This is a genomic window from Streptomyces sp. NPDC029151 (genome assembly GCF_055564315.1).
This window is the reverse complement of record NZ_JBVHWQ010000007.1, coordinates 275,517-297,895: the sequence shown is the minus strand read 5'-3', so window position 1 is coordinate 297,895 and position 22,379 is coordinate 275,517. Positions and strand designations below refer to the sequence as shown.

Annotated in this window: 19 protein-coding genes; 15 read left to right on the top strand and 4 right to left on the bottom strand. The window is 72.6% G+C overall.

The genetic code is table 11. The annotated features are described in order from the left end of the window. Positions 1 to 78 precede the first annotated feature (78 nt). The 6 genes from ACZ4VF_RS26275 to ACZ4VF_RS26250 all read left to right on the top strand — a co-directional run bounded on the left by ACZ4VF_RS26275 (position 79) and on the right by ACZ4VF_RS26250 (position 8,100). On the top strand, positions 79 to 2,931 hold the full coding sequence (locus ACZ4VF_RS26275) for a DEAD/DEAH box helicase (RefSeq protein WP_467928957.1): 2,853 nt from the start codon (positions 79 to 81) through the stop codon (positions 2,929 to 2,931). Positions 2,932 to 3,307: 376 nt separating this feature from the next. Further along, positions 3,308 to 4,984, top strand: coding sequence for a sensor histidine kinase (locus tag ACZ4VF_RS26270; protein ID WP_467928956.1), 1,677 nt, complete (start codon positions 3,308 to 3,310; stop codon positions 4,982 to 4,984). Beyond that, positions 4,981 to 5,385, top strand: a complete 405-nt coding sequence (locus tag ACZ4VF_RS26265; RefSeq protein ID WP_467928955.1) for a roadblock/LC7 domain-containing protein — start codon at positions 4,981 to 4,983, stop codon at positions 5,383 to 5,385. The genes ACZ4VF_RS26270 and ACZ4VF_RS26265 overlap by 4 nt, the downstream gene beginning before the upstream one ends. Next, positions 5,382 to 5,858: a DUF742 domain-containing protein gene (locus ACZ4VF_RS26260; RefSeq protein ID WP_467928953.1), complete on the top strand. Its 477-nt coding sequence runs from the start codon at positions 5,382 to 5,384 to the stop codon at positions 5,856 to 5,858. Before ACZ4VF_RS26265 ends, ACZ4VF_RS26260 begins: the two co-directional genes overlap by 4 nt. Beyond that, positions 5,839 to 6,459, top strand: a complete 621-nt coding sequence (locus ACZ4VF_RS26255) for a GTP-binding protein (RefSeq protein ID WP_467928952.1) — start codon at positions 5,839 to 5,841, stop codon at positions 6,457 to 6,459. The genes ACZ4VF_RS26260 and ACZ4VF_RS26255 overlap by 20 nt, the downstream gene beginning before the upstream one ends. 150 nt (positions 6,460 to 6,609) lie before the next feature. Next, positions 6,610 to 8,100, top strand: a complete 1,491-nt coding sequence (locus ACZ4VF_RS26250) for a cytochrome P450 (RefSeq protein WP_467928951.1) — start codon at positions 6,610 to 6,612, stop codon at positions 8,098 to 8,100. A 1,151-nt stretch (positions 8,101 to 9,251) separates the two neighbouring features. Here the strand turns inward: ACZ4VF_RS26250 and ACZ4VF_RS26245 are convergent. Then, positions 9,252 to 10,247: an RluA family pseudouridine synthase gene (locus tag ACZ4VF_RS26245; protein WP_467928949.1), complete on the bottom strand. Its 996-nt coding sequence runs from the start codon at positions 10,245 to 10,247 to the stop codon at positions 9,252 to 9,254. A gap of 88 nt (positions 10,248 to 10,335) precedes the next feature. Here ACZ4VF_RS26245 and ACZ4VF_RS26240 point away from each other — a divergent pair, with 88 nt between their 5' ends. The 5 genes from ACZ4VF_RS26240 (at position 10,336) to ACZ4VF_RS26220 (ending at position 14,679) form a co-directional block, all read left to right on the top strand. Next, positions 10,336 to 10,917: a GNAT family N-acetyltransferase gene (locus tag ACZ4VF_RS26240; protein ID WP_467928948.1), complete on the top strand. Its 582-nt coding sequence runs from the start codon at positions 10,336 to 10,338 to the stop codon at positions 10,915 to 10,917. A 155-nt stretch (positions 10,918 to 11,072) separates the two neighbouring features. Beyond that, the gene (locus tag ACZ4VF_RS26235; RefSeq protein WP_467928947.1) at positions 11,073 to 11,702 is read left to right on the top strand and encodes a PadR family transcriptional regulator; all 630 of its coding nucleotides are present in this window, start codon (positions 11,073 to 11,075) and stop codon (positions 11,700 to 11,702) included. 222 nt (positions 11,703 to 11,924) lie between these two features. Further along, the gene (locus ACZ4VF_RS26230) at positions 11,925 to 12,932 is read left to right on the top strand and encodes an ATP-binding cassette domain-containing protein (protein ID WP_467928945.1); all 1,008 of its coding nucleotides are present in this window, start codon (positions 11,925 to 11,927) and stop codon (positions 12,930 to 12,932) included. After that, positions 12,929 to 13,705 carry an ABC transporter permease gene (locus tag ACZ4VF_RS26225; protein WP_467928944.1) on the top strand — a complete coding sequence of 259 codons (777 nt, stop codon included), beginning with the start codon at positions 12,929 to 12,931 and terminating at the stop codon, positions 13,703 to 13,705. The genes ACZ4VF_RS26230 and ACZ4VF_RS26225 overlap by 4 nt, the downstream gene beginning before the upstream one ends. Positions 13,706 to 13,740: 35 nt before the next feature. Continuing rightward, positions 13,741 to 14,679 (top strand): 5'-nucleotidase, encoded by a 939-nt coding sequence (locus tag ACZ4VF_RS26220; RefSeq protein ID WP_467928943.1) that lies wholly within the window; start codon positions 13,741 to 13,743, stop codon positions 14,677 to 14,679. Positions 14,680 to 14,692: 13 nt separating this feature from the next. Here ACZ4VF_RS26220 and ACZ4VF_RS26215 read toward each other — a convergent pair whose 3' ends face one another. After that, the gene (locus tag ACZ4VF_RS26215; RefSeq protein ID WP_467928942.1) at positions 14,693 to 15,541 is read right to left on the bottom strand and encodes a siderophore-interacting protein; all 849 of its coding nucleotides are present in this window, start codon (positions 15,539 to 15,541) and stop codon (positions 14,693 to 14,695) included. A 112-nt stretch (positions 15,542 to 15,653) separates the two neighbouring features. Continuing rightward, positions 15,654 to 16,574 carry a 5'-3' exonuclease gene (locus ACZ4VF_RS26210; protein ID WP_467928940.1) on the bottom strand — a complete coding sequence of 307 codons (921 nt, stop codon included), beginning with the start codon at positions 16,572 to 16,574 and terminating at the stop codon, positions 15,654 to 15,656. A gap of 155 nt (positions 16,575 to 16,729) precedes the next feature. Here ACZ4VF_RS26210 and ACZ4VF_RS26205 point away from each other — a divergent pair, with 155 nt between their 5' ends. From ACZ4VF_RS26205 to ACZ4VF_RS26190, 4 genes are all read left to right on the top strand, one after another. Further along, entirely contained in the window at positions 16,730 to 17,809 is a 1,080-nt protein-coding gene (locus tag ACZ4VF_RS26205) for a quaternary amine ABC transporter ATP-binding protein (protein ID WP_467928939.1), read from the top strand. Continuing rightward, positions 17,802 to 19,619: an ABC transporter permease/substrate binding protein gene (locus ACZ4VF_RS26200; RefSeq protein ID WP_467928938.1), complete on the top strand. Its 1,818-nt coding sequence runs from the start codon at positions 17,802 to 17,804 to the stop codon at positions 19,617 to 19,619. The genes ACZ4VF_RS26205 and ACZ4VF_RS26200 overlap by 8 nt, the downstream gene beginning before the upstream one ends. 383 nt (positions 19,620 to 20,002) lie before the next feature. Continuing rightward, a complete protein-coding gene (locus ACZ4VF_RS26195; RefSeq protein ID WP_467928936.1) occupies positions 20,003 to 20,575 on the top strand; it encodes a helix-turn-helix domain-containing protein in 573 nt (190 codons plus the stop codon). 3 nt (positions 20,576 to 20,578) lie between these two features. Next, complete coding sequence (locus ACZ4VF_RS26190; protein WP_467928935.1) at positions 20,579 to 21,298, top strand: helical backbone metal receptor; 720 nt, start codon at positions 20,579 to 20,581, stop codon at positions 21,296 to 21,298. On the opposite strand, the gene ACZ4VF_RS26185 is transcribed toward ACZ4VF_RS26190, so the two are convergent. Next, complete coding sequence (locus ACZ4VF_RS26185) at positions 21,210 to 22,367, bottom strand: TDT family transporter (RefSeq protein WP_467928933.1); 1,158 nt, start codon at positions 22,365 to 22,367, stop codon at positions 21,210 to 21,212. The genes ACZ4VF_RS26190 and ACZ4VF_RS26185 overlap by 89 nt on opposite strands. Between the last annotated feature and the right edge of the window lie 12 nt (positions 22,368 to 22,379).

The following is a 22,379-nucleotide window of genomic DNA, read 5'->3' as shown; positions in this document are numbered from 1 at the left end:
CCCGCACCCGACAGGTGCGGGGGCGTCCGTCCTTCCGAGCCCGTGGCGCGGCCCCGCGCACGGTCGACGATCCGGATAATGATCGTCCTGTTGTCAGTGGGGCCCGGTACGCTCGAAAGTACGATGACAGAGGACCTCTCACCGGCCGAGCGGTACGCGGCAGCCCGCAGGCGGGCAGCCGAGCAGGCCACCGCACTCGCCTCCTTCCGCGAGATGTACGACTTCGGCCTCGACCCCTTCCAGATCGAGGCCTGCCAGGCGCTCGAAGCGGGAAAGGGCGTTCTGGTGGCCGCCCCCACCGGCTCGGGCAAGACGATCGTCGGCGAGTTCGCCGTCCACCTCGCCCTGCAGCAGGGCAAGAAGTGCTTCTACACGACACCCATCAAGGCGCTGTCGAACCAGAAGTACGCCGACCTGTGCCGCCGCTACGGCACGGCGAAGGTCGGCCTGCTCACCGGCGACAACAGCGTGAACTCCGACGCCCCGGTGGTCGTGATGACCACCGAGGTGCTGCGGAACATGCTCTACGCCGGCTCGCAGACCCTCCTCGGCCTCGGCTACGTGGTCATGGACGAGGTGCACTACCTCTCCGACCGGTTCCGCGGCGCCGTCTGGGAGGAGGTGATCATCCACCTGCCGGAGTCGGTGACCCTGGTCTCGCTCTCCGCCACCGTCTCCAACGCCGAGGAGTTCGGTGACTGGCTGGACACCGTCCGCGGCGACACCGAGGTGATCGTCTCCGAGCACCGGCCCGTCCCGCTGTTCCAGCACGTGCTCGCCGGACGCCGGATGTACGACCTGTTCGAGGAGGGCGAGGGCCACAAGAAGGCCGTCAACCCCGACCTGGTCCGCCTCGCCCGCATGGAGGCGACGAGACCGTCGTACCAGGACCGCAGGCGCGGCCGGGCCATGCGCGAGGCCGACCGGGAGCGCGAGCGCCGACAGCGCTCGCGCGTGTGGACCCCGGGCCGGCCGGAGGTCATCGAGCGTCTCGACGCCGAGGGCCTGCTCCCGGCCATCACCTTCATCTTCAGCCGCGCCGCCTGCGAGGCCGCCGTCCAGCAGTGCCTGTACGCGGGTCTCAGGCTCAACGACGAGGAGGCGCGGGACCGGGTCCGTGCCCTGGTCGAGGAGCGCACCGCCCACATCGCCCCCGAGGACCTGCACGTCCTGGGGTACTACGAATGGCTGGAGGGCCTGGAGCGGGGCATCGCCGCCCACCACGCGGGCATGCTGCCGACCTTCAAGGAGGTCGTGGAGGAGCTGTTCGTCCGCGGCCTGGTCAAGGCCGTGTTCGCCACCGAGACCCTCGCGCTCGGCATCAACATGCCCGCCCGCTCGGTGGTGCTGGAGAAGCTCGTCAAGTGGAACGGCGAGCAGCACGCCGACATCACGCCCGGCGAGTACACCCAGCTGACCGGTCGCGCCGGCCGCCGCGGCATCGACGTCGAGGGCCACGCGGTCGTGCTGTGGCAGCGCGGCATGAGCCCCGAGCACCTCGCCGGCCTGGCGGGCACCCGCACCTACCCGCTGCGCTCCAGCTTCAAGCCGTCGTACAACATGGCCGTCAACCTGGTCGAGCAGTTCGGCCGGCACCGCTCGCGCGAGCTGCTGGAGACCTCCTTCGCGCAGTTCCAGGCCGACAAGTCGGTCGTCGGCATCTCCCGCCAGGTGCAGCGCAACGAGGAGGGGCTGGCCGGCTACCAGGCCTCGATGACCTGCCACCTCGGCGACTTCGAGGAGTACGCGCGGCTGCGCCGGGAGCTGAAGGACCGGGAGACCGAGCTGGCCCGGCAGGGCGCCAACGAGCGCCGTGCCGAGGCCGCCGTCGCCCTGGAGAAGCTCAAGCCCGGCGACGTCATCCACGTGCCCACCGGCAAGTACGCGGGCCTCGCCCTGGTGCTGGACCCGGGGCTGCCCGCCGGCCGGTCCAACGGGCACCGCGGCTTCGACCACCACGACGGGCCGCGCCCGCTGGTGCTGACCGCCGAACGGCAGGTCAAGCGGCTGGCGTCGATGGACTTCCCGGTGCCGGTCGAGCCACTGGACCGGATGCGGATCCCGAAGTCCTTCAACCCGCGCTCGCCGCAGTCCCGCCGGGACCTCGCGTCCGCGCTGCGCACCAAGGCCGGGCACATCCCGCCGGAGCGGGCGCGCAAGAAGCGGTCCCAGGCCGCCGACGACCGCGAGATCGCCCGGCTGCGCACCGCGATCCGGGCCCACCCGTGCCACGGCTGCAACGACCGCGAGGACCACGCCCGCTGGGCCGAGCGCTACCACCGGCTGCTGCGTGACACCTCGCAGCTGGAGCGGCGCATCGAGGGCCGTACCAACACGATCGCGCGGACCTTCGACCGGATCGTGGCACTGCTGACCGAGCTGGACTACCTGCGCGGGGACGAGGTCACCGAGCACGGCAAGCGGCTCGCGCGGCTGTACGGCGAACTGGACCTGCTGGCCAGCGAGTGCCTGCGCGAGCGGGTCTGGGAGGGACTCTCCCCGGCCGAACTGGCGGCCTGTGTCTCGGCCCTGGTGTACGAGGCACGGGTCGGCGACGACGCCATGGCGCCCAAGCTGCCCTCCGGCAAGGCCAAGGCGGCGCTCGGCGAGATGGTCCGGATCTGGGGCCGGCTCGACGGACTGGAGGAGGATTTCCGGATCAACCAGACCGAGGGTGTCGGGCAGCGGGAGCCGGATCTCGGGTTCGCCTGGGCCGCGTACATGTGGGCGTCCGGCACGGCGCTCGACGAGGTGCTGCGCGAGGCGGAGATGCCGGCCGGTGACTTCGTGCGCTGGTGCAAGCAGGTCATCGACGTGCTGGGGCAGATCTCGGCGGCGGCCCCCGCTGAGGGCTCGACCGTCGCCAAGGCCGCGCGCAAGGCGGTCGACCAGTTGCTGCGGGGTGTCGTCGCCTACTCGTCGGTGGGATGACCTGACGTCCGGCGCGTGACCGCGATGGCGGTCACGGCGAAGGGAACGGCGGCCGAGGGCGCGGGGATGCGCCCTCGGCCGCCGTTTCACTCTTCACGGTGAGTGACATTCGTACGCCCGTTTCCCGTCACGCACGGTGTGCGAACGGAAGCGTGCTGTGCAAAAGGAGTCGAGGCTACTCCTCCTGTGGGGCGATTTCAGGTGCTTGCCGAATATGACACGGCGATGATCCGGTCGGACTAAGCTCGCCCGCGGCGCACCGAGTTGAGGCAATTCGCGCGCCTGTTCCCAAAAGTGCAGTAGATCCCGACAGTTACCTGAACCTTCCCCCCGAAAGCTCCCCCGACACCCAGCCGATTCGTCTCAGAAGGCATCCATGGTGAGTGTTCAGAAGCCTCCCGGTCGCCGTGAACGGCCCTATGCGCGTGTGCTGTTGCCGCCGGCCATAGTGATGGCCGCGGCAGCCGGGACCGCCGTCGCCCTGGTACCGCCCCCGGCCCGGCTCGCCGTCGGCGTGTGCGGAGCGCTGGCGGTGCTGCTGGTCCTCGGTACGGCCGGGGAGGCCGTCCGCCGCGGCCGTCTGCTCCGCGAGGCACAGGCCGAACACACCCGTCACGCGGCGTATCTGGAGCAGCGGCTCGCCGCGCACGACGCGCTGATGGAGCGCTTCGCCACCGAGATCCTGCCCAACGGCTTCTACCGGCTGCGCCGCGGCCAGGTGCTCCGCAACGCCGTACGCGACGTCTTCGACGCCGACCCCTCCCTGCGCGGCCTGCCCGAGAGCTACCGCGAACTGGTGCGCGTCGCGCTGCGCGGCGCCGACCAGGAGATCTCGATGCGCGACGCCACCGAGCGCTCCTTCGTGAGCGTCGCCCGCCGCGTCCAGGCCATCGTCCACCAGCAGGCCCAGGAACTCCGCGAGATGGAGGAGGACCACGGCCGCAACCCGGAGGTCTTCGACGACCTGCTGCGCATCGACCACGGCACCTCGCTGATCGGCCGGCTCGCCGACACCATCTCCGTCCTCGGCGGCGGGCGGCCCGGCCGCCAGTGGCCCCAGCCGGTCTCCCTCTACAGCGTGCTGCGCGGCGCGATGTCGCGCATCCTGGAGTACCGCCGCATCAACCTCGCCTCGATCGTCAACATCAACATCAAGGGCACCTCGGTCGAGCCGATCATCCACGCCGCCGCCGAACTCCTCGACAACGCCACCCGCTACTCGCCGCCCACGACCAAGGTGCACGTCACCGCCGTCGAGGTGCAGTCGGGCGTCGTCATCGAGATCGAGGACTGCGGGGTCAGCCTCAGCGAGGAGTCCCGCGCCCGCATCGAGCGGATGATCGAGGACGCCAAGAACGGCGAGGACGCGCACAACCTCGGCGAGAACCCGCGCCTCGGCCTCGCCGTCGTCGGCCGCCTGTGCAAGCGCTTCGACATGGAGGTCTCGCTGCGCGCCTCCGCGTACGGCGGCGTCCGCGCCATCCTCGTCGTCCCGCGCGTCATGACGACCACCGAGCCCGGTGTCGGCGCCGTGCAGGCCCATGGCATCGGCGCCGCCGCCGCCCAGATCCCCACGGCGGACGCCGTCGAGGGTCCCAAGCGCCCGGCCAAGAAGCGCCGCCCCACCAGCCCCAAGATCCCCGCCGGCCTCTCGCTGGAGGACGACGTCCCCGAGGTCACCGAATGGACCGCGGGCGGCCTGCCGCAGCGCCGCAGCCGGATGAAGACCCCGCTCAGCCAGCGGTACGCCGAGAAGGCCGCCATCGAACGCGCCGAACGCGAGGGCCGGCCCTCCGTCTGGACCCAGCGGAAGCCGGAACCGGAACCCGAGCCCGAGATGGACCCCGAGATCAAGAAGCTCCGGGAACGGCCGCCGGGCATGTGGATGGAGGACTTCTGGAACGGCCTGCGCAAGGGCATGCCGCCGGACACCCCCACCCACGAACTGACCGACTTCACGCTCCACCCCACCAAGTACCTGCATCTGCTCAACGATTCGGCCGACTCCGCCGGAGGCGCCACCGAGGCCGACGACGAGGGGGACCTCAAGTGATCCAGCAGCGAGGCAACCTGGACTGGATGCTCAAGCAGCTGAACGACGGCGTGCCGGGCATCGAGATGATCGTGGTGCTCTCCGCCGACGGACTGCGCATCGCCCGCTACGGCGGCGACCCCGACGCCGCCGACCGGGTGGCCGCCGCCTGCGCCGGCGTACAGAGCCTGGCCGGCGCCATCATCCAGGAGCTGCCCGGCGCCGGCGACATGAAGACCGTCGTCTTCGAGATCGAGGGCGGCTACTTCTACCTGATGAACGCCGGCCCCGGCGCCTTCCTCGCCGTGCTCTCGGACGTGACGTGCGAGCCGGGGCGGATGAGCGGCATGATGCGCGACCTCGTCGTCCGGATCGGCGGCCATCTCACCAGTCCGCCCCGGCGGAACGGGCAGTCCGTATGACCCCTCCACGACGCACGCGGCGCCGGCCGCAGCCTCCGCCGGCCCCGGAGCCTCCGGCACCGCACCAGCCCCCACCGCCGTACGAGCTGCCGCAGCCCCCGTCGGCCGAGGCGGCGCAGACCGCGGCGGCGGCCGGCCGCGGACCGGGCACCATCCCGGAACGGCTGTACTCCGTCACCGGATCCGGCGAGGGCGGCCGCGCCGAACTCGACCTGGTGACCCTGATCATGGCGCGCTGCGCGCCACCGGTCTCCGCCACCCCGGAGCAGGCGGCGGTGCTCCGGCTCTGCCAGGCCCCGCTCTCCGTGGCGGAGCTGTCGGCCTACCTCCGACTGCCGTTCAGCACGATGACCGTCCTGCTCACCGAGCTGATCACGGCCGAACTGGTGCAGGCGCACGCCCCCGTCGTCCGCCAGGCGCTCCCCGACCGTTCCCTCCTCGAAGCGGTGATGCATGGACTTCAACGGCTCTGACACCCTCCCCGGACCACGTACCGAGGACCACCTGCCGCACACGGCGCAGGCCGCGGTGAAGATCGTGATCGTGGGCGGCTTCGGCGTCGGCAAGACCACCATGGTCGGTTCGGTCAGCGAGATCAGACCGCTGACCACCGAGGAGACCATGACCCAGGCCGGCATCGGCGTCGACGACGACTACGGCTCCGACTCCAAGACGGCCACCACCGTGGCCATGGACTTCGGCCGCATCAGCATCACCGAGAAACTGGTGCTCTACCTGTTCGGCACCCCCGGCCAGGAACGCTTCTGGTTCCTGTGGAACGGCCTGTTCGAAGGCGCGCTGGGCGCGGTCGTCCTGGTCGACACCCGGCGCCTGGAAGTCAGCTTCGACGTCATGGGCCGGCTGGAGGAGGGCGGCGTGCCCTTCGTCGTAGCCGTCAACACCTTCCCCGACGCCCCCCATTACCCCGTCGAGGAACTGCGTACCGCGCTCGACCTGGGCCCGGAGATCCCGATCATCGAGTGCGACGTGCGCCGCCGGGCCTCCAGCAAGGACGTGCTGATGACCCTGATGCGCTTCCTGCACGCGATCGCCATGTCCCGCGCCCTCACCTGACCGGCAGCCCGACCGAGACCCGGCCCCTTCCCCCGCTCTCCCGCATTCCCCGTGTTCCCCCGAATCCCAGAATTCCCGTATTCCCGTATTCCCGTATTCCCGCTTTCCCGTATTCCCGCTTTCCCGTACTCCCGTCCCGGAGCGACCACTGTGACGCCTGAATCCCCCTCACCGTCCGGCACACACGACACCCTCTCCGGCCCGCCGCCGGGCTGCCCCGCGCACGGAGCCGGCGCCGCCGGACCGCGCCGGCTCTACGGCCCCGACGCGGAGGACCTCGGCGACCTGTACGAGCGCCTGCGCGAGGAGCACGGCCCCGTCGCACCCGTGCTGCTCCACGACGACGTACCGATGTGGGTGGTCCTCGGCCACGCCGAGAACCTCCAGATGGTGCGCCAGGCCTCCCAGTTCACCCGCGACAGCCGGATCTGGACCCCGCTGCTCGACGGCAGGGTCAAGCCCGACCACCCGCTCATGCCGCACATCGCCTGGCAGCCCATCTGCTCCCACGCCGAGGGCGAGGAGCACAAGCGGCTGCGTGGCGCCGTCACCGCGGCCATGGGGACCATCGACCACCGCAGTGTGCGCCGCCACATCGGGCGCTACACCCAGATCCTGGTCAACAGCTTCTGCGAGCGCGGCCGGGCCGACCTGGTCTCCCAGTTCGCCGAGCACCTGCCGATGGCCGTGATGTGCGAGATCCTCGGCATGTCCGAGGAGTACAACGACCGGATGGTGCACGCCGCCCGGGACGCCCTCAAGGGCACCGAGACCGCCATCCAGAGCCACACCTACGTCATGGACGCGCTGAGCCGGCTCACCACCCGGCGGCGCGCCCGGCCCGAGGACGACTTCACCAGCCACCTGATCACCCACCCGGCACGGCTCACCGACGACGAGGTCCGCGAACACCTGCGGGTCGTCCTCTTCGCGGCCTACGAGGCCACCGCCAACCTCCTCGCCAACGCCCTGCGCATGGTCCTCACCGAGCCGGGCTTCCGCGCCCAGCTCAACGGCGGGCAGATGACGGTGCCGGAGGCGATCGAGCAGTCCCTGTGGGACGAGCCCCCCTTCAGCACCGTCTTCGGGTACTACGCCAAGCAGGACACCGAGCTGGGCGGACAGCGGATCCGCAAGGGCGACGGGCTGCTCTTCGCGCCCGCGCCGGGCAACGTCGACCCGCGGGTACGGCCCGACCTGTCCGCGAGCATGCAGGGCAACCGCGCGCACCTCGCCTTCGGCGGCGGCCCGCACGAGTGCCCCGGCCAGGACATCGGCCGCGCCATCGCGGACGTCGGCGTCGACGCGCTGCTCACGCGGCTGTCCGACATCCAGCTCGACTGCGCCGAGGAGGAGCTGCAGTGGCGGTCGTCCATCGCCTCCCGGCACCTGGTGGCCCTGCCGGTCCGCTTCGAACCCAAGCCGCAGCAGGACGTCGACCTGCCACCGCAGGCGATGCCCCTGCCACAGCAGCGCTCCCACTGGCAGGTCGGCACCCTCAGCACCGACCCCACACCCCCCGCCGACCCCCGGCCCGCCCCCCGTCCCACCCCGGCTCCGACCCCGCCCCCCGCGACACCGGAGCCCCTCCGCCCCCGCGGCCCGTGGCGCCGCCTGCTGGCGTGGTGGCGCGGGGAGTGAGGGCAGACCGGGCCGCCTGAGCAGTCCGCCGGCTGCCTGAGCCCGGGCCGGCTGCCTGAGCCCGGGCCGGCCGTCCGGTTGCTCCGGGCCGTCCGTCCGGGTCCGGGCCGACGAGTTGGGAGCGCGGGCCGGCCGCTCGCGGGATCGAGGCGGTCGCAGGCGGGCGCGAGGCAATCGCTCGCGGGTCCGGCTTGGCGGCTCGCGGGTCCCGCCGGACGCTCGCGGGACCGGAGTAGCCGCCTGCTGGTCCGGGGTGGTCGCTCGCGGACCCGGGCCGCGTCGGTCCAGATGACCGCCTGGATACCGCCCAGACAGGTGTAGGGGACGGTGATCGCGGTGAGCACGGCATGACGATGACGAGGCGGTAGCCCGCGTGCACGCCGAACTCGTCGAGCAGCAGCCCGGGATCGCGTACGCGAACAGCCGGACTCCTTCGGTCAGGTGACGGGCCGCCAGCGGTCCGTCGCCATCCGGGAGACCGAGCCGACCGCCGGCGGGCCTGGAGCAGTCGCTCGCGGGTCCCGCTAGCCGGTCGCGGGTCCGGACAAGCGGCCTGCGGGTTAGGATCGGCCGCTCGTGGGCCGGGCGCGCTCCCGCGGGGCCGCCAGCGGCTCCCGAGCCGGGGCAAGCCATCTGTGGGCTGGGCCAGTGGCCCGCGGACCTGGCTCGATCGCTCGTGGGTGGCTAGCCGTCCCCCGACTCCGGCTAGCCACCCGCGAGCCCGGGCAAGCGGCCCCCACCCTGGCCAGCCGTCCGTGCGGCCGGGGCAAGCCATCTGCGGGCCGGGCCAGTGGCCCGCAGACCTGGCCCGGCCGCCGGCTCGGTTGCCCGCCGTCCGGCTAGCGCCCCCCGACTCCGGCTAGCCACCCGCGAGCCCGGGCAAGCGGCCCTCGCCCTGCCAGCCGTCGGTGGAGTCCGGGCAAGCCACTCCCGGACCCTGCCAGCCGTCGGTGGAGTCCGGGCAAGGCACTCCCGGACCCTGCTAGCCGTCGGTGGAGTCCGGGCAAGGCACTCCCGGACCCTGCTAGCCGTCGGTGGAGTCCGGGCAAGCCACTCCCGGACCCTGCCAGCCGTCGGTGGAGTCCGGGCAAGCCACTGCCGGACCCTGCCAGCCGTCCGTGGAACCCTGGCAAGCCACCTCCGGACCCCGGCTAACCGTCCGTGGAGCCCGGGCAAGCCGTCCGTGGGTCCGGTCGTCCGGCGTCCGTGGCCCAGGCCTCGTACGACGTCCACGCCCGCAGGCTGCGGCGGCTGGTGAACGTGTGGGCCGTACCGGTGACCGGGTCGGTGAACTCCAGCCTTCGGGCGAGGAGTTGCAGGGGGCGCCGGAAGTCGCCGGGCGGTACCGGGGGAGTGACCTCCGGGTACAGCGGGTCGCCGAGGATGGGGACGCCCAGGGTGTTCAGGTGGACTCGGAGCTGGTGGGTCTGGCCGGTCGCCGGGAGGAGGCGGTAGCGGGCCAGGCCGGCCCGGTGCCCGGCCGGTTCCACCCGGGTCTCGGCGTTCGGTTCGCCCTCGACCTCCCGGGCGGCCTGCACCCCGCGCTCCTTCACGATCCTGCTGCGCACGGTCCGGGGAAGGGCGAGCGCGGGATCGTACGGCGCCACGGCCTCGTACTCCTTGCGCACCCGCCGGTCCCGGAACAGCCGCTGGTAGGCGCCGCGTTCCTCGGGCCGTACCGTGAACAGCACCAGTCCGGCGGTGAGCCGGTCCAGCCGGTGGGCCGCCGTGAGCGTCGGGATGTCCAGCTCGCGCCGGAGCCGGGCCAGCGCGGTCTCGGCGACATGCATGCCGCGCGGGGTCGTGGCCAGGAAGTGCGGCTTGTCGGCCACCACGATGTGCTCGTCCCGGTACACCACCTCCACCGGGAACGGCACCGGCACCTCGGCGGGCAGCTCCCGGTGGAACCACACGAACATCCCCGGCCGGTACGGCGCGTCCGGTGCCACGGCCCGCCCGTCGGCCCCCACCACCAGCCCCGCGGCGAACATGGAGTCCACCGTCCCGGGCCCGGCCCCCGTGAGCCGTTCCACGAGGTGCTCCCGCACGGTGGCCCAGGCCCCGTCGACCGGCAGTCGTACCCGTACGGGGTCGACCCCCTGGCGCTGGGGGAGCGGGGCGGGCGGGGGCGGCGTACGGCGTCTCATCGGGGTCAAGGGTACGGGGGCACGGTCACCCGTGGGGCGGACGAAAACGGGTGGGCCGCCGGTCACCGTACTCGGCAGGATGGCGACCATGCCGTACCTCACCAGACCGGTCATGACGCCCGGCACCCTCGCCCGTACCCCCCAGCCCACCGTTCCCGCCGACGACGACCTGGTCCTGCGCCCGTGGCGGCCCGGGGACGCGCCCGCCGTGCACGCCGCCTTCCAGGACCCGGTGCTGCGGCAGTGGCACATAAGGTCCTGTGACTCCGCCGAGGAGGCCGCCGGCTGGATCGCGCAGTGGGAGCGGGGCTGGGCCGAGGAGCGCGACGCGCAGTGGGCCGTCGTGGACAGTGCCTCGGACGAGCTGCTGGGCCGGGTCGCGCTGCGCCAGATCCTGCTCGGGGACGGTGTCGCGGAGGTGGCGTACTGGACGGTGGCGCGGGCCCGCGGCCGCGGTGTCGCCGCGCGCGCCACGGCGGCCCTGGCCCACTGGGCCTTCGAGGAGGTCGGCTTCCACCGCCTGGAGCTCACGCACGCCACCGCCAACGAGGCCTCCTGCCGGGTCGCCGGCAAGGCCGGTTTCGCCCTGGAGGGCACCAAGCGCAGCGCCCTCAACCACCAGGACGGCTGGCACGACATGCACCTGCACGCGAGGGTGCGGGGCGACTGAGCCCACGACGCGGCCACCGCGCCGGCACGCGCCGGCGTGGCCGCGTTCCCGCGTCACACCCCGCCGGAAACGCGATACATCGTGAGCGGGTCTTGTGCCGGTGAGCCGTAACGCGATATGTTCGGCTACGGATATTCGGAAGCGAGGTGACCGTCGTGGCCGTGAAGCGCCGCAAGCTCGGCGCTCCCCTGGCGCTCGCGGTGATGGCGACCCTCTGGCAGAAGCCGATGCACCCGTACGAGATCGCCCAGACCCTGCGCCGCCAGGGCAAGGACACCAGTACGAAGATCAACTACGGTTCGCTCTACACGGTCGTGCAGAACCTCGAGAAGCACGGTTTCGTCGAGGTGACCGGCGTGGAGCAGCAGGGCAACCGCCCCGAGCGCACGGTGTACGGACTCACCGGCGCCGGACGCGAGGAGCTGACCGAGTGGCTGTCGGACCTGATGGCCGTCCCGGTCAAGGAGTACCCGATCTTCGAGACCGCCCTGTCCGTCATGGGGGTCCTGCACCCGGACGACGCCGTCCGGCTGCTGGAGGAGCGGCTGAGCACCCTCAGGGTGCAGCTGGCCAGCGGGCGCGGCGCGCTGGAGAAGCTCTCCGAGACCCTGCCGCGGCTCTTCCTCGTGGAGACGGAGTACCAGCTGCACATGCTCCAGGCGCAGGCCGCATGGGTCAGCGGCTTCCTCGAGGAGATCAGGGAGGGCACGCTGCCCGGGGTCGACCTCTGGCGGCGCTACCACGACACCGGAGAACTGCCGGAGGAATTCACCGAACCCCTGTGACGAGAACGACCCCGGCGCGGCTGTTGCAGCAGCCCCACCGGGGTCTCGAACCCCGAAACGGATCCGCCGTGCGGCGGCTCCGGGCGATCGAGGTGCGGCACACCCAGGATAGCCCGGCGCTCTTCACGCGGATCTTCCACCGTCCGCACGCGGATCCTCCGCCGTCCGCCCACCCGGGCCGACGGACGATCCGTCGTCGGCTCCTTCAGGAGAGCAGCCAGCATGAACACCCGTGCACCCGCCGTACAGGCGCGCCGGCTCGTCAAGACCTATCGCGGCGGCGTCACCGCCCTCGACGGGCTGGACGTCACCGTGACACCCGGCACCGTCTTCGGACTCCTCGGCCCCAACGGCGCCGGCAAGTCCACCACCGTCAAGATCCTCACCACCCTGGCCCTCCCCGACTCCGGCACCGCCACCGTCGCCGGGCACGACGTGCTGCGCCACCCCGACCGGGTGCGCCGCGCGATCGGCGTGGTCGCCCAGCACTCCGGCGCCGATCCGGTCGCGACCGGCCGGGAGAACCTGCAACTCCAGGGCCGCCTCTACGGCCTGGGGGGCGCCGCGCTGAACCGGCGGGTGGACGAACTGCTGGAGCGGTTCACGCTCACCGAGGCCGCCCGCCGGCAGGTCAAGGGCTACTCGGGCGGCATGCGGCGCCGCCTGGACGTGGCGCTCGGGCTGGTGCACCGGCCCGAAGTGCTCTTCCTCGACGAGCCGACCACCGGCCTCGACCCGGAGGCGCGCACCGTGATGTGGGAGGAGATCGGCAGGCTGGCCGGCGAGGAGGGACTGACGATCCTGCTCACCACGCACCATCTGGAGGAGGCCGACCGGCTCGCCGAGCGCATCGCGATCGTCGACCGCGGCCGGACCGTGGTGGAAGGCACCCCGGACGCCCTCAAGGGGGAACTGCGCGGCGACGCCGTCCACCTGGAGCTCGGTGAGCCGGTCGACGAGGCCGGCCGCACGCTGCTCACCGGTGCCCTGACCGCGCTGCCCGGGGTGCACGAGGCGTGGTGCGAGGGGCGCCGGATCAGCGTCCGCGCCGACGACGGAGCCGCCACGGTGCCCGCGCTGCTCACGGCGCTGGACCGGGCCGGGGTCACCGTGGCCTCGGCCACCGTCGCCCGGCCCTCGCTGGACGACGTCTACCTCCGTCACGCGGGCCGCCGGTACGCGGAGGCCGGGGACGGGACCGCGAGCGTGCTCGCCGGGGGTGTGCGATGAGCCCGGCCCTCACCCAGACCTGGTACATGACGCAACGCCAGCTGAAGGTGTTCGCCCGGCAGCCCGCCTACGCGGCCGTCACCCTGGTCCAGCCGGTGATCTGGCTGTTCCTGTTCGGCGGCCTCTTCAGGAAGGTCGTCGAGCTGGGCGGCTTCGGCACCACCTCCTACCTGGACTACCTGGTGCCGGGCGTGGTGGTGATGAGCGCCCTCGGCTCCAACATGTGGGCCGGCATGGGCACCCTGGAGGAGATCCAGCGCGGCACCCTCGACCGCTTCCTGTCCACCCCGGTCAGCCGGGCCGCGCTGATGAACGGCAACGTCGTCAACAACGGCCTGGTCACCGCCCTCCAGTCGGTGGTCATCGTGCTGCTCGGGCTGCTCGGCGGTGCGGAGTACCCCGGCGGTGCCGGCGGGATCGCGGTCCTCGTGCTCTCCGCGGTCCTGCTCGGCACGGTCTTCGGGGCGCTGTCCAACGCACTCGGCATGCTGGTGCGGGAACGGGAGTCGATCATCGGGATCAACACCTTCCTGCTGCTGCCGCTGACCTTCCTCTCCAGCGCCTTCATGGCCCCGTCGCAGATGCCCGGCTGGATGCGGCACATCGCCGACTTCAACCCGCTGGACTGGGCGATGGTGGCGGGCCGTTCGGCGCTGTCCGGGCATCCCGACCGGGGTGACGTGCTCGGTCACGGCGGCGCGCTGCTCGTCCTCGCGATCGCGGCGGTGTGGCTGTCCGTCCGCACCTTCCGCTCGTACCAGCGGTCGGTGTGACACCGTAGGGGCCGGCCGGTGTGACGATGGACGGCATGCCGGCCTATGACCTCGCGAACCGACTCGTCGTCGGTGTCGCCTCCAGCGCCCTGTTCGACCTGCGGGAGTCGGACGCCGTCTTCCGCGAGCAGGGTGAGGACGCCTACCGGGCCTACCAGGAGGAGAACCGGGACAACACGCTCCAGCCGGGTGTCGCCTTCGGGTTCATCCGCAGGCTGCTGTCGCTGAACGACCTCGCCGAGCCGGGGGATCCGCTCGTCGAGGTCATCATCCTCTCCCGCAACGACCCGGACACCGGTCTGCGGGTGATGGGGTCGATCCAGGACCGCCGACTGCCCATCACGCGCGCCGTCTTCATGGAGGGCCGCTCCCCGTACCCGTTCATGCCCGCGCTGAACATGTCCCTGTTCCTGTCGGCGAACGGCGACGACGTGCGCGAGGCCGTGGCCGCCGGGCTGCCCGCGGGACACGTCCGCGGCGGGGCGTACGCGGACGACCCCGACGACCGGGAGCTGCGGGTCGCGTTCGACTTCGACGGGGTGCTCGCCGGCGACGCCGCCGAGCAGGTGTACCAGGCCGGCGGGCTGGAGGAGTTCCGCGCGCACGAGGCCCGCAACGCGACGACCCCGCACGATCCCGGGCCGCTGCGGGACTTCCTCGCCGGGGTGAACCGCATACAGCGCCGCGAGGAGGAGCGGCGGGCGAGCGATCCGGACTACGCGGTCCGGGTCCGCGTCTCCATCGTGACCGCGCGCAACGCCCCCGCCCACGAGCGCGCCGTGAACAGCCTCAAGCAGTGGGGCCTGCGGGTCAACGACGCCTTCTTCCTCGGCGGCGTCGACAAGGGGGCGGTGATGAGCGTGCTGGACCCGCACATCTTCTTCGACGACCAGCTGACCCACCTGGAGAGCACGGCCCGGACCACGCCCAGCGTGCACATCCCGTTCGGCAGGATCAACCAGACGGCCCCCTGAGGGCCGGCGGCGCTCAGGCCGCCGCTGCCGCCACGCCCTCCTGCTCGGCCTCGATGCGGGCGTTCCAGTCCCGCTTCGAGGCCTGCCAGCCGTCCTCGTTGTGGCCGAGGCGCCAGTAGCCGGAGATGGACAGGTCCTCGCGCGGGATCTGCCGTTCGACCCGGAGCAGGCGGCGCAGTTCCTTCACGAAGCCCGCCTCGCCGTGGACGAACGCGTGCACCCGGCCCTCGGGGAAGTCCAGGCCGCGCACGGCCTCCAGGAGGGCCGCGCCGACCGGACGGTCCCCGCGGTGCAGCCACACGACCTCCACGCCGGTGTCGATCTTCTGCTCCTCCTCGGGGCCGGACACCTCGACGAAGGCGTGGGCGCGGGCGCCGGCGGGCAGGGTCTCCAGGGCGCGGGCGATCGCGGGCAGCGCGCTCTCGTCGCCGGCGAGCAGATGCCAGTCGGCGGCGGGGTCGGGCGTGTACGCGCCGCCGGGGCCCATGAAGCGGACCGTTTCGCCGGGCTGTGCGCGCAGGGCCCAGGGGCCGGCCAGGCCCTCGTCGCCGTGGACGACGAAGTCCAGGGTCAGCTCGCGCCGGACCGGGTCCCAGGCGCGCACGGTGTACGTCCGGGTCACCGGCCACTGCTCACGGGGGAACTCGGCGCGGATCCGCTCCAGGTCGAAGGGTTCCGGGTAGGTGACCCCGTCGGCGCCGAAGAGCAGCTTCACGTAGTGGTCGGTGCAGGTGTCCGCGGCGAATCCGGCCAGGCCCTCGCCGCCGAGCACCACGCGCTGCATGTGCGGGGTCAGACGCTCGGTGCGCACCACCTGGGCGGTCTGGGGCTTGCGCGGCTTTCGTCCCGGACGTTCTGCCATCACGGCCTCCTGCGAGGTTGGTTAGGATTACCTAAGTTAGCATCCCGCTTCGGTGTGCCACCTCTTCCCGGGCCCCCTCCGTGATCGCTTTACCTGAATATTCCGGTCGGGCTCACCGCGCCAGCGTCGTCAGCAGCCGCTGCAGGGAGCCGCCCAGGCCCCACCTGCGCGTCAGCTCCTCCAGCGCCGCCGGGTCGTGCGGGGCGTGCGGCAGGGCCGTACCGACGTCCGGCAGCGGCACGTCCTCGGCCACCCGCACCACCTTCGGCGCGACCGCGACGTACGGCCGGGCCTCGGTGAGCCGCCTGCGCTGCGACGGCGTGAGCTTCGCCCCCGGGTCGTCGACCGCCGCCATGATCCCGGCCAGGTCGCCGAACTCGGCGAGCAGCTTGGCGGCCGTCTTCTCGCCGATCCCGGCCACGCCCGGCAGGCCGTCGCTCGGGTCGCCGCGCAGCAGCGCCAGATCCGCGTACCCGCGCCCGTCGACGCCATACTTCTCGCGCAGCACCGCCTCGTCGGTCAGCTGCAGCGTGCCCACGCCCTTCAGCGGATACAGCACCCGCACCCCGCGCGCGTCGTCCACCAGCTGGTACAGGTCGCGGTCGCCGGTGACGATGTCCACCGGGCCCTCCGCGCGCGCGGTGAACGTGCCGATCACGTCGTCCGCCTCGTACCCCGCGACGCCGACGCGCGCGATGCCGACCGCGTCCAGCACCTCCTCGATCACCGGCACCTGCGGGGCCAGGGTGTCCGGCACCTCCTCCGCGTCCGGCGCGCCCTCGTGCTCCTCGGCGACCCGGTGCGCCTTGTAGGTGGGGATGAGGTCCACCCGCCACTGCGGGCGCCAGTCCGCGTCCATGCAGGCCACCAGGTGCTCCGGCCGGTGGTCCTTGACCAGCCGGTCGATGAAGTCCAGCAGCCCCCGGACCGCGTTGACGGGCGTGCCGTCCGGCGCCTTCACGGAGTCCGGGACGCCGAAATAGGCGCGGAAGTACAGCGAGGCGGTGTCGAGAAGCATGAGTCGTCCGGTCACGCACGCATCATGCCGCACGCCACCGACAGCGGCCCCGGCTCCCGGAACGCGTTGCGTGACGCGCACCGCCGTGAACCGGGCCACTCGCGGGTTTGCCCGGGCTTGACCTGGGGAGGCGCCGCCTCTGTCCTGTCCCCGTCAGACGAGAGGTTCGCGTGTCATCAGCCAGGCTTGAGGCGGATCACCTGTTCAAGGTGTTCGGCAGACGACCGGAGCAAGCAGTGGAACGCCTGTGCGGGGGCGCCGACCGGGCGGAGCTGCGCGCCGACGGCACGACCGCCGCCGTGATCGACGCGTCCTTCCGCGTGGCGGCCGGCGAGATCTTCGTGGTGATGGGGCTGTCCGGCTCCGGGAAGTCCACCCTGCTGCGCATGCTCAACGGGCTGCTGGAGCCGACCGCGGGCAGCGTCCGCTTCGACGGGCAGGACCTGACCGTGCTGTCCGGCCGGGAGCTGCGCGAGCTGCGCGCCCACAAGATCAGCATGGTCTTCCAGCACTTCGCGCTGTTCCCGCACCGCAGCGTCCGCGACAACGCCGCCTACGGCCTGGAAGTGCAGGGCGTGCCCCGCGCCGAGCGCGAGCGCCGCGCCGACGAGGCGCTCGCCCTGTGCGGCCTGGCCGGCTGGGAGACGTCCTGGCCCGACGAGCTGTCCGGCGGCATGCAGCAGCGTGTCGGCCTCGCCCGCGCGCTCGCCACCGACGCCGACGTCCTGCTGATGGACGAGTCCTTCAGCGCCCTGGACCCGCTGATCCGCCGCGACATGCAGGACCAGCTGCTGGAACTGCAGAAGACCCTGAGGAAGACCATCGTCTTCATCACCCACGACCTCAACGAGGCCATGCGGCTCGGCGACCGCATCGCCGTCATGCGCGACGGCCGGATCGTCCGGACCGGCACCGCGCAGGACATCCTGCTGCGCCCCGAGAACGACTACGTGGCCTCCTTCGTCCAGGACGTCGACCGCTCCCGGGTGCTGACGGCGGGCGCCCTCATGGACACCTCGGTCACGGCCGACGCCCCGCTGTGCGGCTGCGAGACCGCGACCCGCGAGACTCCCTTCACCCAGCTGTGCGCGATCAGCGCCCGGTTGTCCCACCGCGTCTCGGTCGTGGACGAGGCGAACCGCGTCGTCGGAGTCGTCCCCCGGCAGCGGCTGGTCGGCTTCCTCGGCGAGGAGACGGCCGGCCCCGCTCCCTGCGACAACCCGGAGGGCACGGTGATCAGCCGTGCCTAGGATCCACCTCGGCGACTGGGTCGACTCCGGCGTCTCCTGGCTGGTCGGCCACCTCTCCTGGCTCTTCGACGCCGTCAAGGCGGTCATGGAGGGCATGTACGACGGCATCGACGCCGTACTCGCCGCCCCCCAGCCGCTGCTGACGGCCGGCATCCTCGCCGTGCTCGCCTGGTGGCTGCGCGGGCTGCTCGCCGGTGTCCTCGCCTTCGCCGGATTCGCCCTCGTCGACTCGCTCGACCTGTGGGACCGGGCCATGTCCACCCTCGCCCTGGTCCTCGTGGCGACCGTGATCGCCCTGGTGATCTCGATCCCGCTGGGCATCTGGGCCGCCCGCTCCAAAGCGGTCAGCGCCGCCGTGCGGCCGGTCCTGGACCTGCTCCAGACCATGCCCTCGATGGTGCTGCTGATCCCGGCGATGCTCTTCTTCGGCCTGGGCACCGCCGCCGGTGTCGTGGCCACCCTGGTCTTCGCGCTCGCCCCGGGCGTCCGCATGACCGAGCTGGGCATCCGCCAGGTCGACGCCGAGCTGGTCGAGGCCGCCGAGGCGTTCGGCACCAGCCCGCGCGACATCCTGTGGCGGGTCCAGCTGCCGCTCGCCCTGCCGACCGTCATGGCCGGCGTCAACCAGGTGATCATGCTCGGCCTGTCCATGGTCGTCATCGCCGGCATGGTCGGCACCGGCGGTCTCGGCGGCGCCGTCAACGAGGCCATCGGCCGGCTCGACATCGGGTACGGCTTCGAGGCCGGCGTCGGCATCGTCGTCCTCGCCATCTACCTCGACCGCGTCACCGGCGCACTCGGCACCCAGCTCTCCCCGCTGGGCCGCAGGGCCGCCGCGAAGACCCCCACGCGCGCGTGGTCGTACCGGCCGCGCCCGGCCGTCGCGGTCGCCGGGGCCGTCGTCCTCGCCCTCGTCGCCGGCGGACTCGGGATCTTCGGCTCCTCCACCGGCACCCCCGAGGCCTCCGGTACGGACGTCGGCAAGGGCAAGGAGATCCGGATCGGCTACATCCCCTGGGACGAGGGCATCGCCTCCACCTTCCTGTGGAAGGAACTCCTGGAGGAGCGCGGCTTCAAGGTCACCACGACCCAGTACGCGGCCGGCCCCCTCTACACCGGCCTCGCCACCGGCCAGCTCGACTTCCAGACCGACTCCTGGCTGCCCACCACCCACGCCGAGTACTGGACGAAGTACGGCGGGCAGCTGGACGACCTCGGCACCTGGTACGGCCCCACCTCCCTGGAGCTGGCCGTCCCGTCCTATGTCGAGGACGTGAACTCTTTGACGGACCTCCAGGACCACGCCTCCGAGTTCCACGGGAAGATCACCGGCATCGAGCCCAGCGCGGGCATGATGGGGCTGCTGAAGAGCAAGGTGCTGAAGGAGTACGGGCTCGACGGCGCCTACGACGTGGTGGACGGCTCCACACCGGCCATGCTCGCCGAGCTGAAGCGCGCCTACGCCCGCAAGGAGCCGGTCGTCGTCACCCTGTGGTCGCCGCACTGGGCGTACAGCGACTACGACCTGAAGAAGCTCAAGGACCCCAAGGGCGCCTGGGGCCGGGGCGACGGCGTGCACACCCTCGCCCGCAAGGGCTTCGCCGCCGACAACCCGCAGGTCGGCCGGTGGCTCAAGGACTTCTCGATGACGGAGGAGCAGCTGACGGACCTGGAGGCGCGGATCCAGAAGGCCGGCAAGGGCGGCGAGCAGGACGCCGTGCGCGGCTGGCTGCGGCAGCACCCCGGCCTGGTGGACGCGTGGGCGCCCGTCACCGCCCGGGACGGCGCCACCAGCCAGGCGGCCGGGTGACCTGACCGGCGCGGCCGCCTCCCCGGGGGGCGGGCGCCGCCGGACGCCCTCACGCGTCCGGCGCTGCCCGCCCCCCGTCGTTTCCCTTACGGCAAGGATCCGGCCAATCACCGTCGGTGCGGAGCGTCGGCCCGCGCCGGGGGGTCGCGCCCAGCTGGTCGGCATCTTCATCCCCCGGGGTGACCGGGTCACGGACCGGTCACCGGCCCCCGAGCGCTGGCGCGAACCGAGGGGGTGGGGGCTCACGGGCATGTCGGGGATGCGACAGGCACGTGAAACGGTTTGCCGAACATGCGTAGGGTGCAGAGAAGTCATCGGAAGGGATGCGCCCCGCAGCGGGCACCCGGACGTCGGCACGACGAGCGAGGGAGGGAGCCGGAGCGATGGGCGACCACAAAGAGCAGCAGCCCGTGCGGGTGGGCGCGGCCGTCCGGCGGCGCCGCCGTGTGCTGGAACTGACCCTCGCCGCCGTCGCCGAGCGCAGCGGACTGTCGGTGCCGTTCCTCAGCCAGGTCGAGAACGACAAGGCCCGCCCCAGCCGTACGTCCCTGGAGAAGCTGGCCGACGCCCTGCGCACCACGGCCGTCGAGCTCCTCGCCGCCGCCGACCCGGCCGCCAGCGTGGACGTCGTGCGCGCCGAGACCCTCCCCGAGGGCGACTTCGACCCGCGGACCCGCTCCCTGGTGCGCGGTCACCACCAGCTGCACGCCTCCGAGTTCACCGGCGACCACGACGCCGGCCGCGAGTTCCAGCACCGCAACGACGAGCTGATGTACGTCGCCGACGGCGCGGTGGAGATCGAGGCCGAGGGACGCGCGTACCGCCTCGGGCGCGGGGACACGCTGTACCTGACGGGTGGGGTACGGCACCGGTGGCGGGCCACGGTCCCGGACACCCGGATCATCGTGGTGGCGGTGGCCGAGCACATCGAGGCCGTGCAGGACAGGGCCCGCTGAGAGGTGCGGGTCGTCTCCCTGGTCCCGTCCCTCACCGAGGCGGTGGCCGTCACCCTGCCCGGCGTCCTCGTCGGCGCCACCGACTGGTGCGACCGTCCGGCGGACCTGGACGTCACCCGGATCGGCGGGACGAAGAACCCGGACGTCGACCGCATCATCGCCCTCGCCCCCGACCTGGTGATCGCCAACGAGGAGGAGAACCGCGCCCCGGACCTCGGCGTGCTGCGCGACGCGGGCGTTCACGTGCTGGTCACCGAGGTGCGGAGCGTGCCGCGGGCCTTCACGGAACTGGACCGGGTGCTCACCGCGTGCGGTGCGCCGGCGCGGCCCGCGTGGCTGGACGCGGCGGAGGCGGCCTGGGCCGGTCTGCCCGGCCCGGCGGAGCGCACGCGGGCGGTCGTACCGGTCTGGCGCCGGCCCTGGATGGTGCTCGGGCGGGACACCTTCGCGGGTGACGTCCTGGCCCGTCTCGGCGTGGACCACGTGTACGCCGGCCACCCCGAGCGCTATCCCCGCGTCCCGCTGGAGGAGCTGCGGGCGGCGGGAGCGGAGCTGGTGGTGCTCCCCGACGAGCCGTACCGGTTCACCGCCGACGACGGCCCGGAGGCGTTCCCCGGGCTGCCCTGTGCCCTGGTCAGCGGGCGGCACCTGACCTGGTACGGGCCGTCACTGGCGGAGGCGCCACGAGCGCTGACCGAGGCGCTGCGGGCAGCTCACCGCTGACCAGGCCGCGCACGGTGCCCCAGGCCGCCGCGAGCCAGGCGGCCACGAGGACACCGTACAGACCGCCGGCCGTGGCGTCGTACATCACCAGTCCGGTGTGCCGGGCGAGGGCGGCGGCGCCGGTGACACAGGTGCCCACCGGGAAGGTGAACGACCACCAGGTCAGCGCGAAGCCCATGCCCCGGCGCCGGGCCCGCACCACGTGCGCGGTGGCCAGCCCCAGCCAGAGCAGCGCGAACCCCATGACCGGCACCCCGTAGAGCACGGCGAAGACGTCGAGGCCGCGGTCGTAGGGGGCCGGCACGACCCCGGGGGCGGCGTCCGCGACGAGGGCGACCGCGGTGGTGGACTGCCCGAGCGGGCCGAGGACCAGGAACAGGGTCGGGGTCAGCGCGAGCGGCAGCGGCCCGCCGGTGAGCAGCCGGGCGAAGATCAGCGGCAGCGTCACCAGCACGGCCAGCAGGCTCAGCCCGAACAGCGCGAAGCAGGCCAGCAGCAGGGTCTCCCGGGGCTGCCCGGGCGGCAGGTGCGGCACGAGCAGGGGGCCGGCGGAGGCCGACACCATGGGCGCGACGAGCGGCAGCAGCCACACCGGGGTGGCCTGGGCGGCGTCGACGCGGTGCCGTACGGCCATCAGGTAGGGCACGGCCACCGCGGCCGCGAGCCCGATCACCGTACCCGCGGGGAACAGCACGGTGTCCAGGGCCACGGCCGCCCGCGTGCCGATCAGTTCCCGGCCTGCCGTCACGGCGCCGCCGCCCACCGAGAGCAGCGCCATCGCCAGGCAGCCGTAGAAGGGGGCCATGGCCGGGTCGAGGAGGTGGGCGCGGGCCTGGTCCCGGTGGCGGCCCCAGTGCCAGGCCCGGGCGGCCAGCAGACTCAGCAGCAGGAGCAGTGACAGCGCCCAGAAGGCCGCGCAGACACCGCGCGGCCCGTGCACCGGCCCCGGCAGCGCCACGCCGGCCGAGCCGACGACAGCGGTGCCCATGACGGCGGCGTACCAGTTCGGACCGAGGTGCCGGATCCGGGTGGCGCGGGGGAGACGGAGGGGCTCGACTGCGGTGACCATGCCCCTACGATC

Excerpts from the sequence above, each read along its gene's own strand:
- ACZ4VF_RS26275 (WP_467928957.1), top strand. The coding sequence starts at position 79 with ATGATCGTCCTGTTGTCAGTGGGGCCCGGTACGCTCGAAAGTACGATG.
- ACZ4VF_RS26270 (WP_467928956.1), top strand. The coding sequence starts at position 3,308 with ATGGTGAGTGTTCAGAAGCCTCCCGGTCGCCGTGAACGGCCCTATGCG.
- ACZ4VF_RS26260 (WP_467928953.1), top strand. The coding sequence starts at position 5,382 with ATGACCCCTCCACGACGCACGCGGCGCCGGCCGCAGCCTCCGCCGGCC.
- ACZ4VF_RS26255 (WP_467928952.1), top strand. The coding sequence starts at position 5,839 with ATGGACTTCAACGGCTCTGACACCCTCCCCGGACCACGTACCGAGGAC.
- ACZ4VF_RS26245 (WP_467928949.1), bottom strand. The coding sequence starts at position 10,247 with ATGAGACGCCGTACGCCGCCCCCGCCCGCCCCGCTCCCCCAGCGCCAG.
- ACZ4VF_RS26240 (WP_467928948.1), top strand. The coding sequence starts at position 10,336 with ATGCCGTACCTCACCAGACCGGTCATGACGCCCGGCACCCTCGCCCGT.
- ACZ4VF_RS26230 (WP_467928945.1), top strand. The coding sequence starts at position 11,925 with ATGAACACCCGTGCACCCGCCGTACAGGCGCGCCGGCTCGTCAAGACC.
- ACZ4VF_RS26225 (WP_467928944.1), top strand. The coding sequence starts at position 12,929 with ATGAGCCCGGCCCTCACCCAGACCTGGTACATGACGCAACGCCAGCTG.
- ACZ4VF_RS26220 (WP_467928943.1), top strand. The coding sequence starts at position 13,741 with ATGCCGGCCTATGACCTCGCGAACCGACTCGTCGTCGGTGTCGCCTCC.
- ACZ4VF_RS26215 (WP_467928942.1), bottom strand. The coding sequence starts at position 15,541 with ATGGCAGAACGTCCGGGACGAAAGCCGCGCAAGCCCCAGACCGCCCAG.
- ACZ4VF_RS26195 (WP_467928936.1), top strand. The coding sequence starts at position 20,003 with ATGGGCGACCACAAAGAGCAGCAGCCCGTGCGGGTGGGCGCGGCCGTC.
- ACZ4VF_RS26185 (WP_467928933.1), bottom strand. The coding sequence starts at position 22,367 with ATGGTCACCGCAGTCGAGCCCCTCCGTCTCCCCCGCGCCACCCGGATC.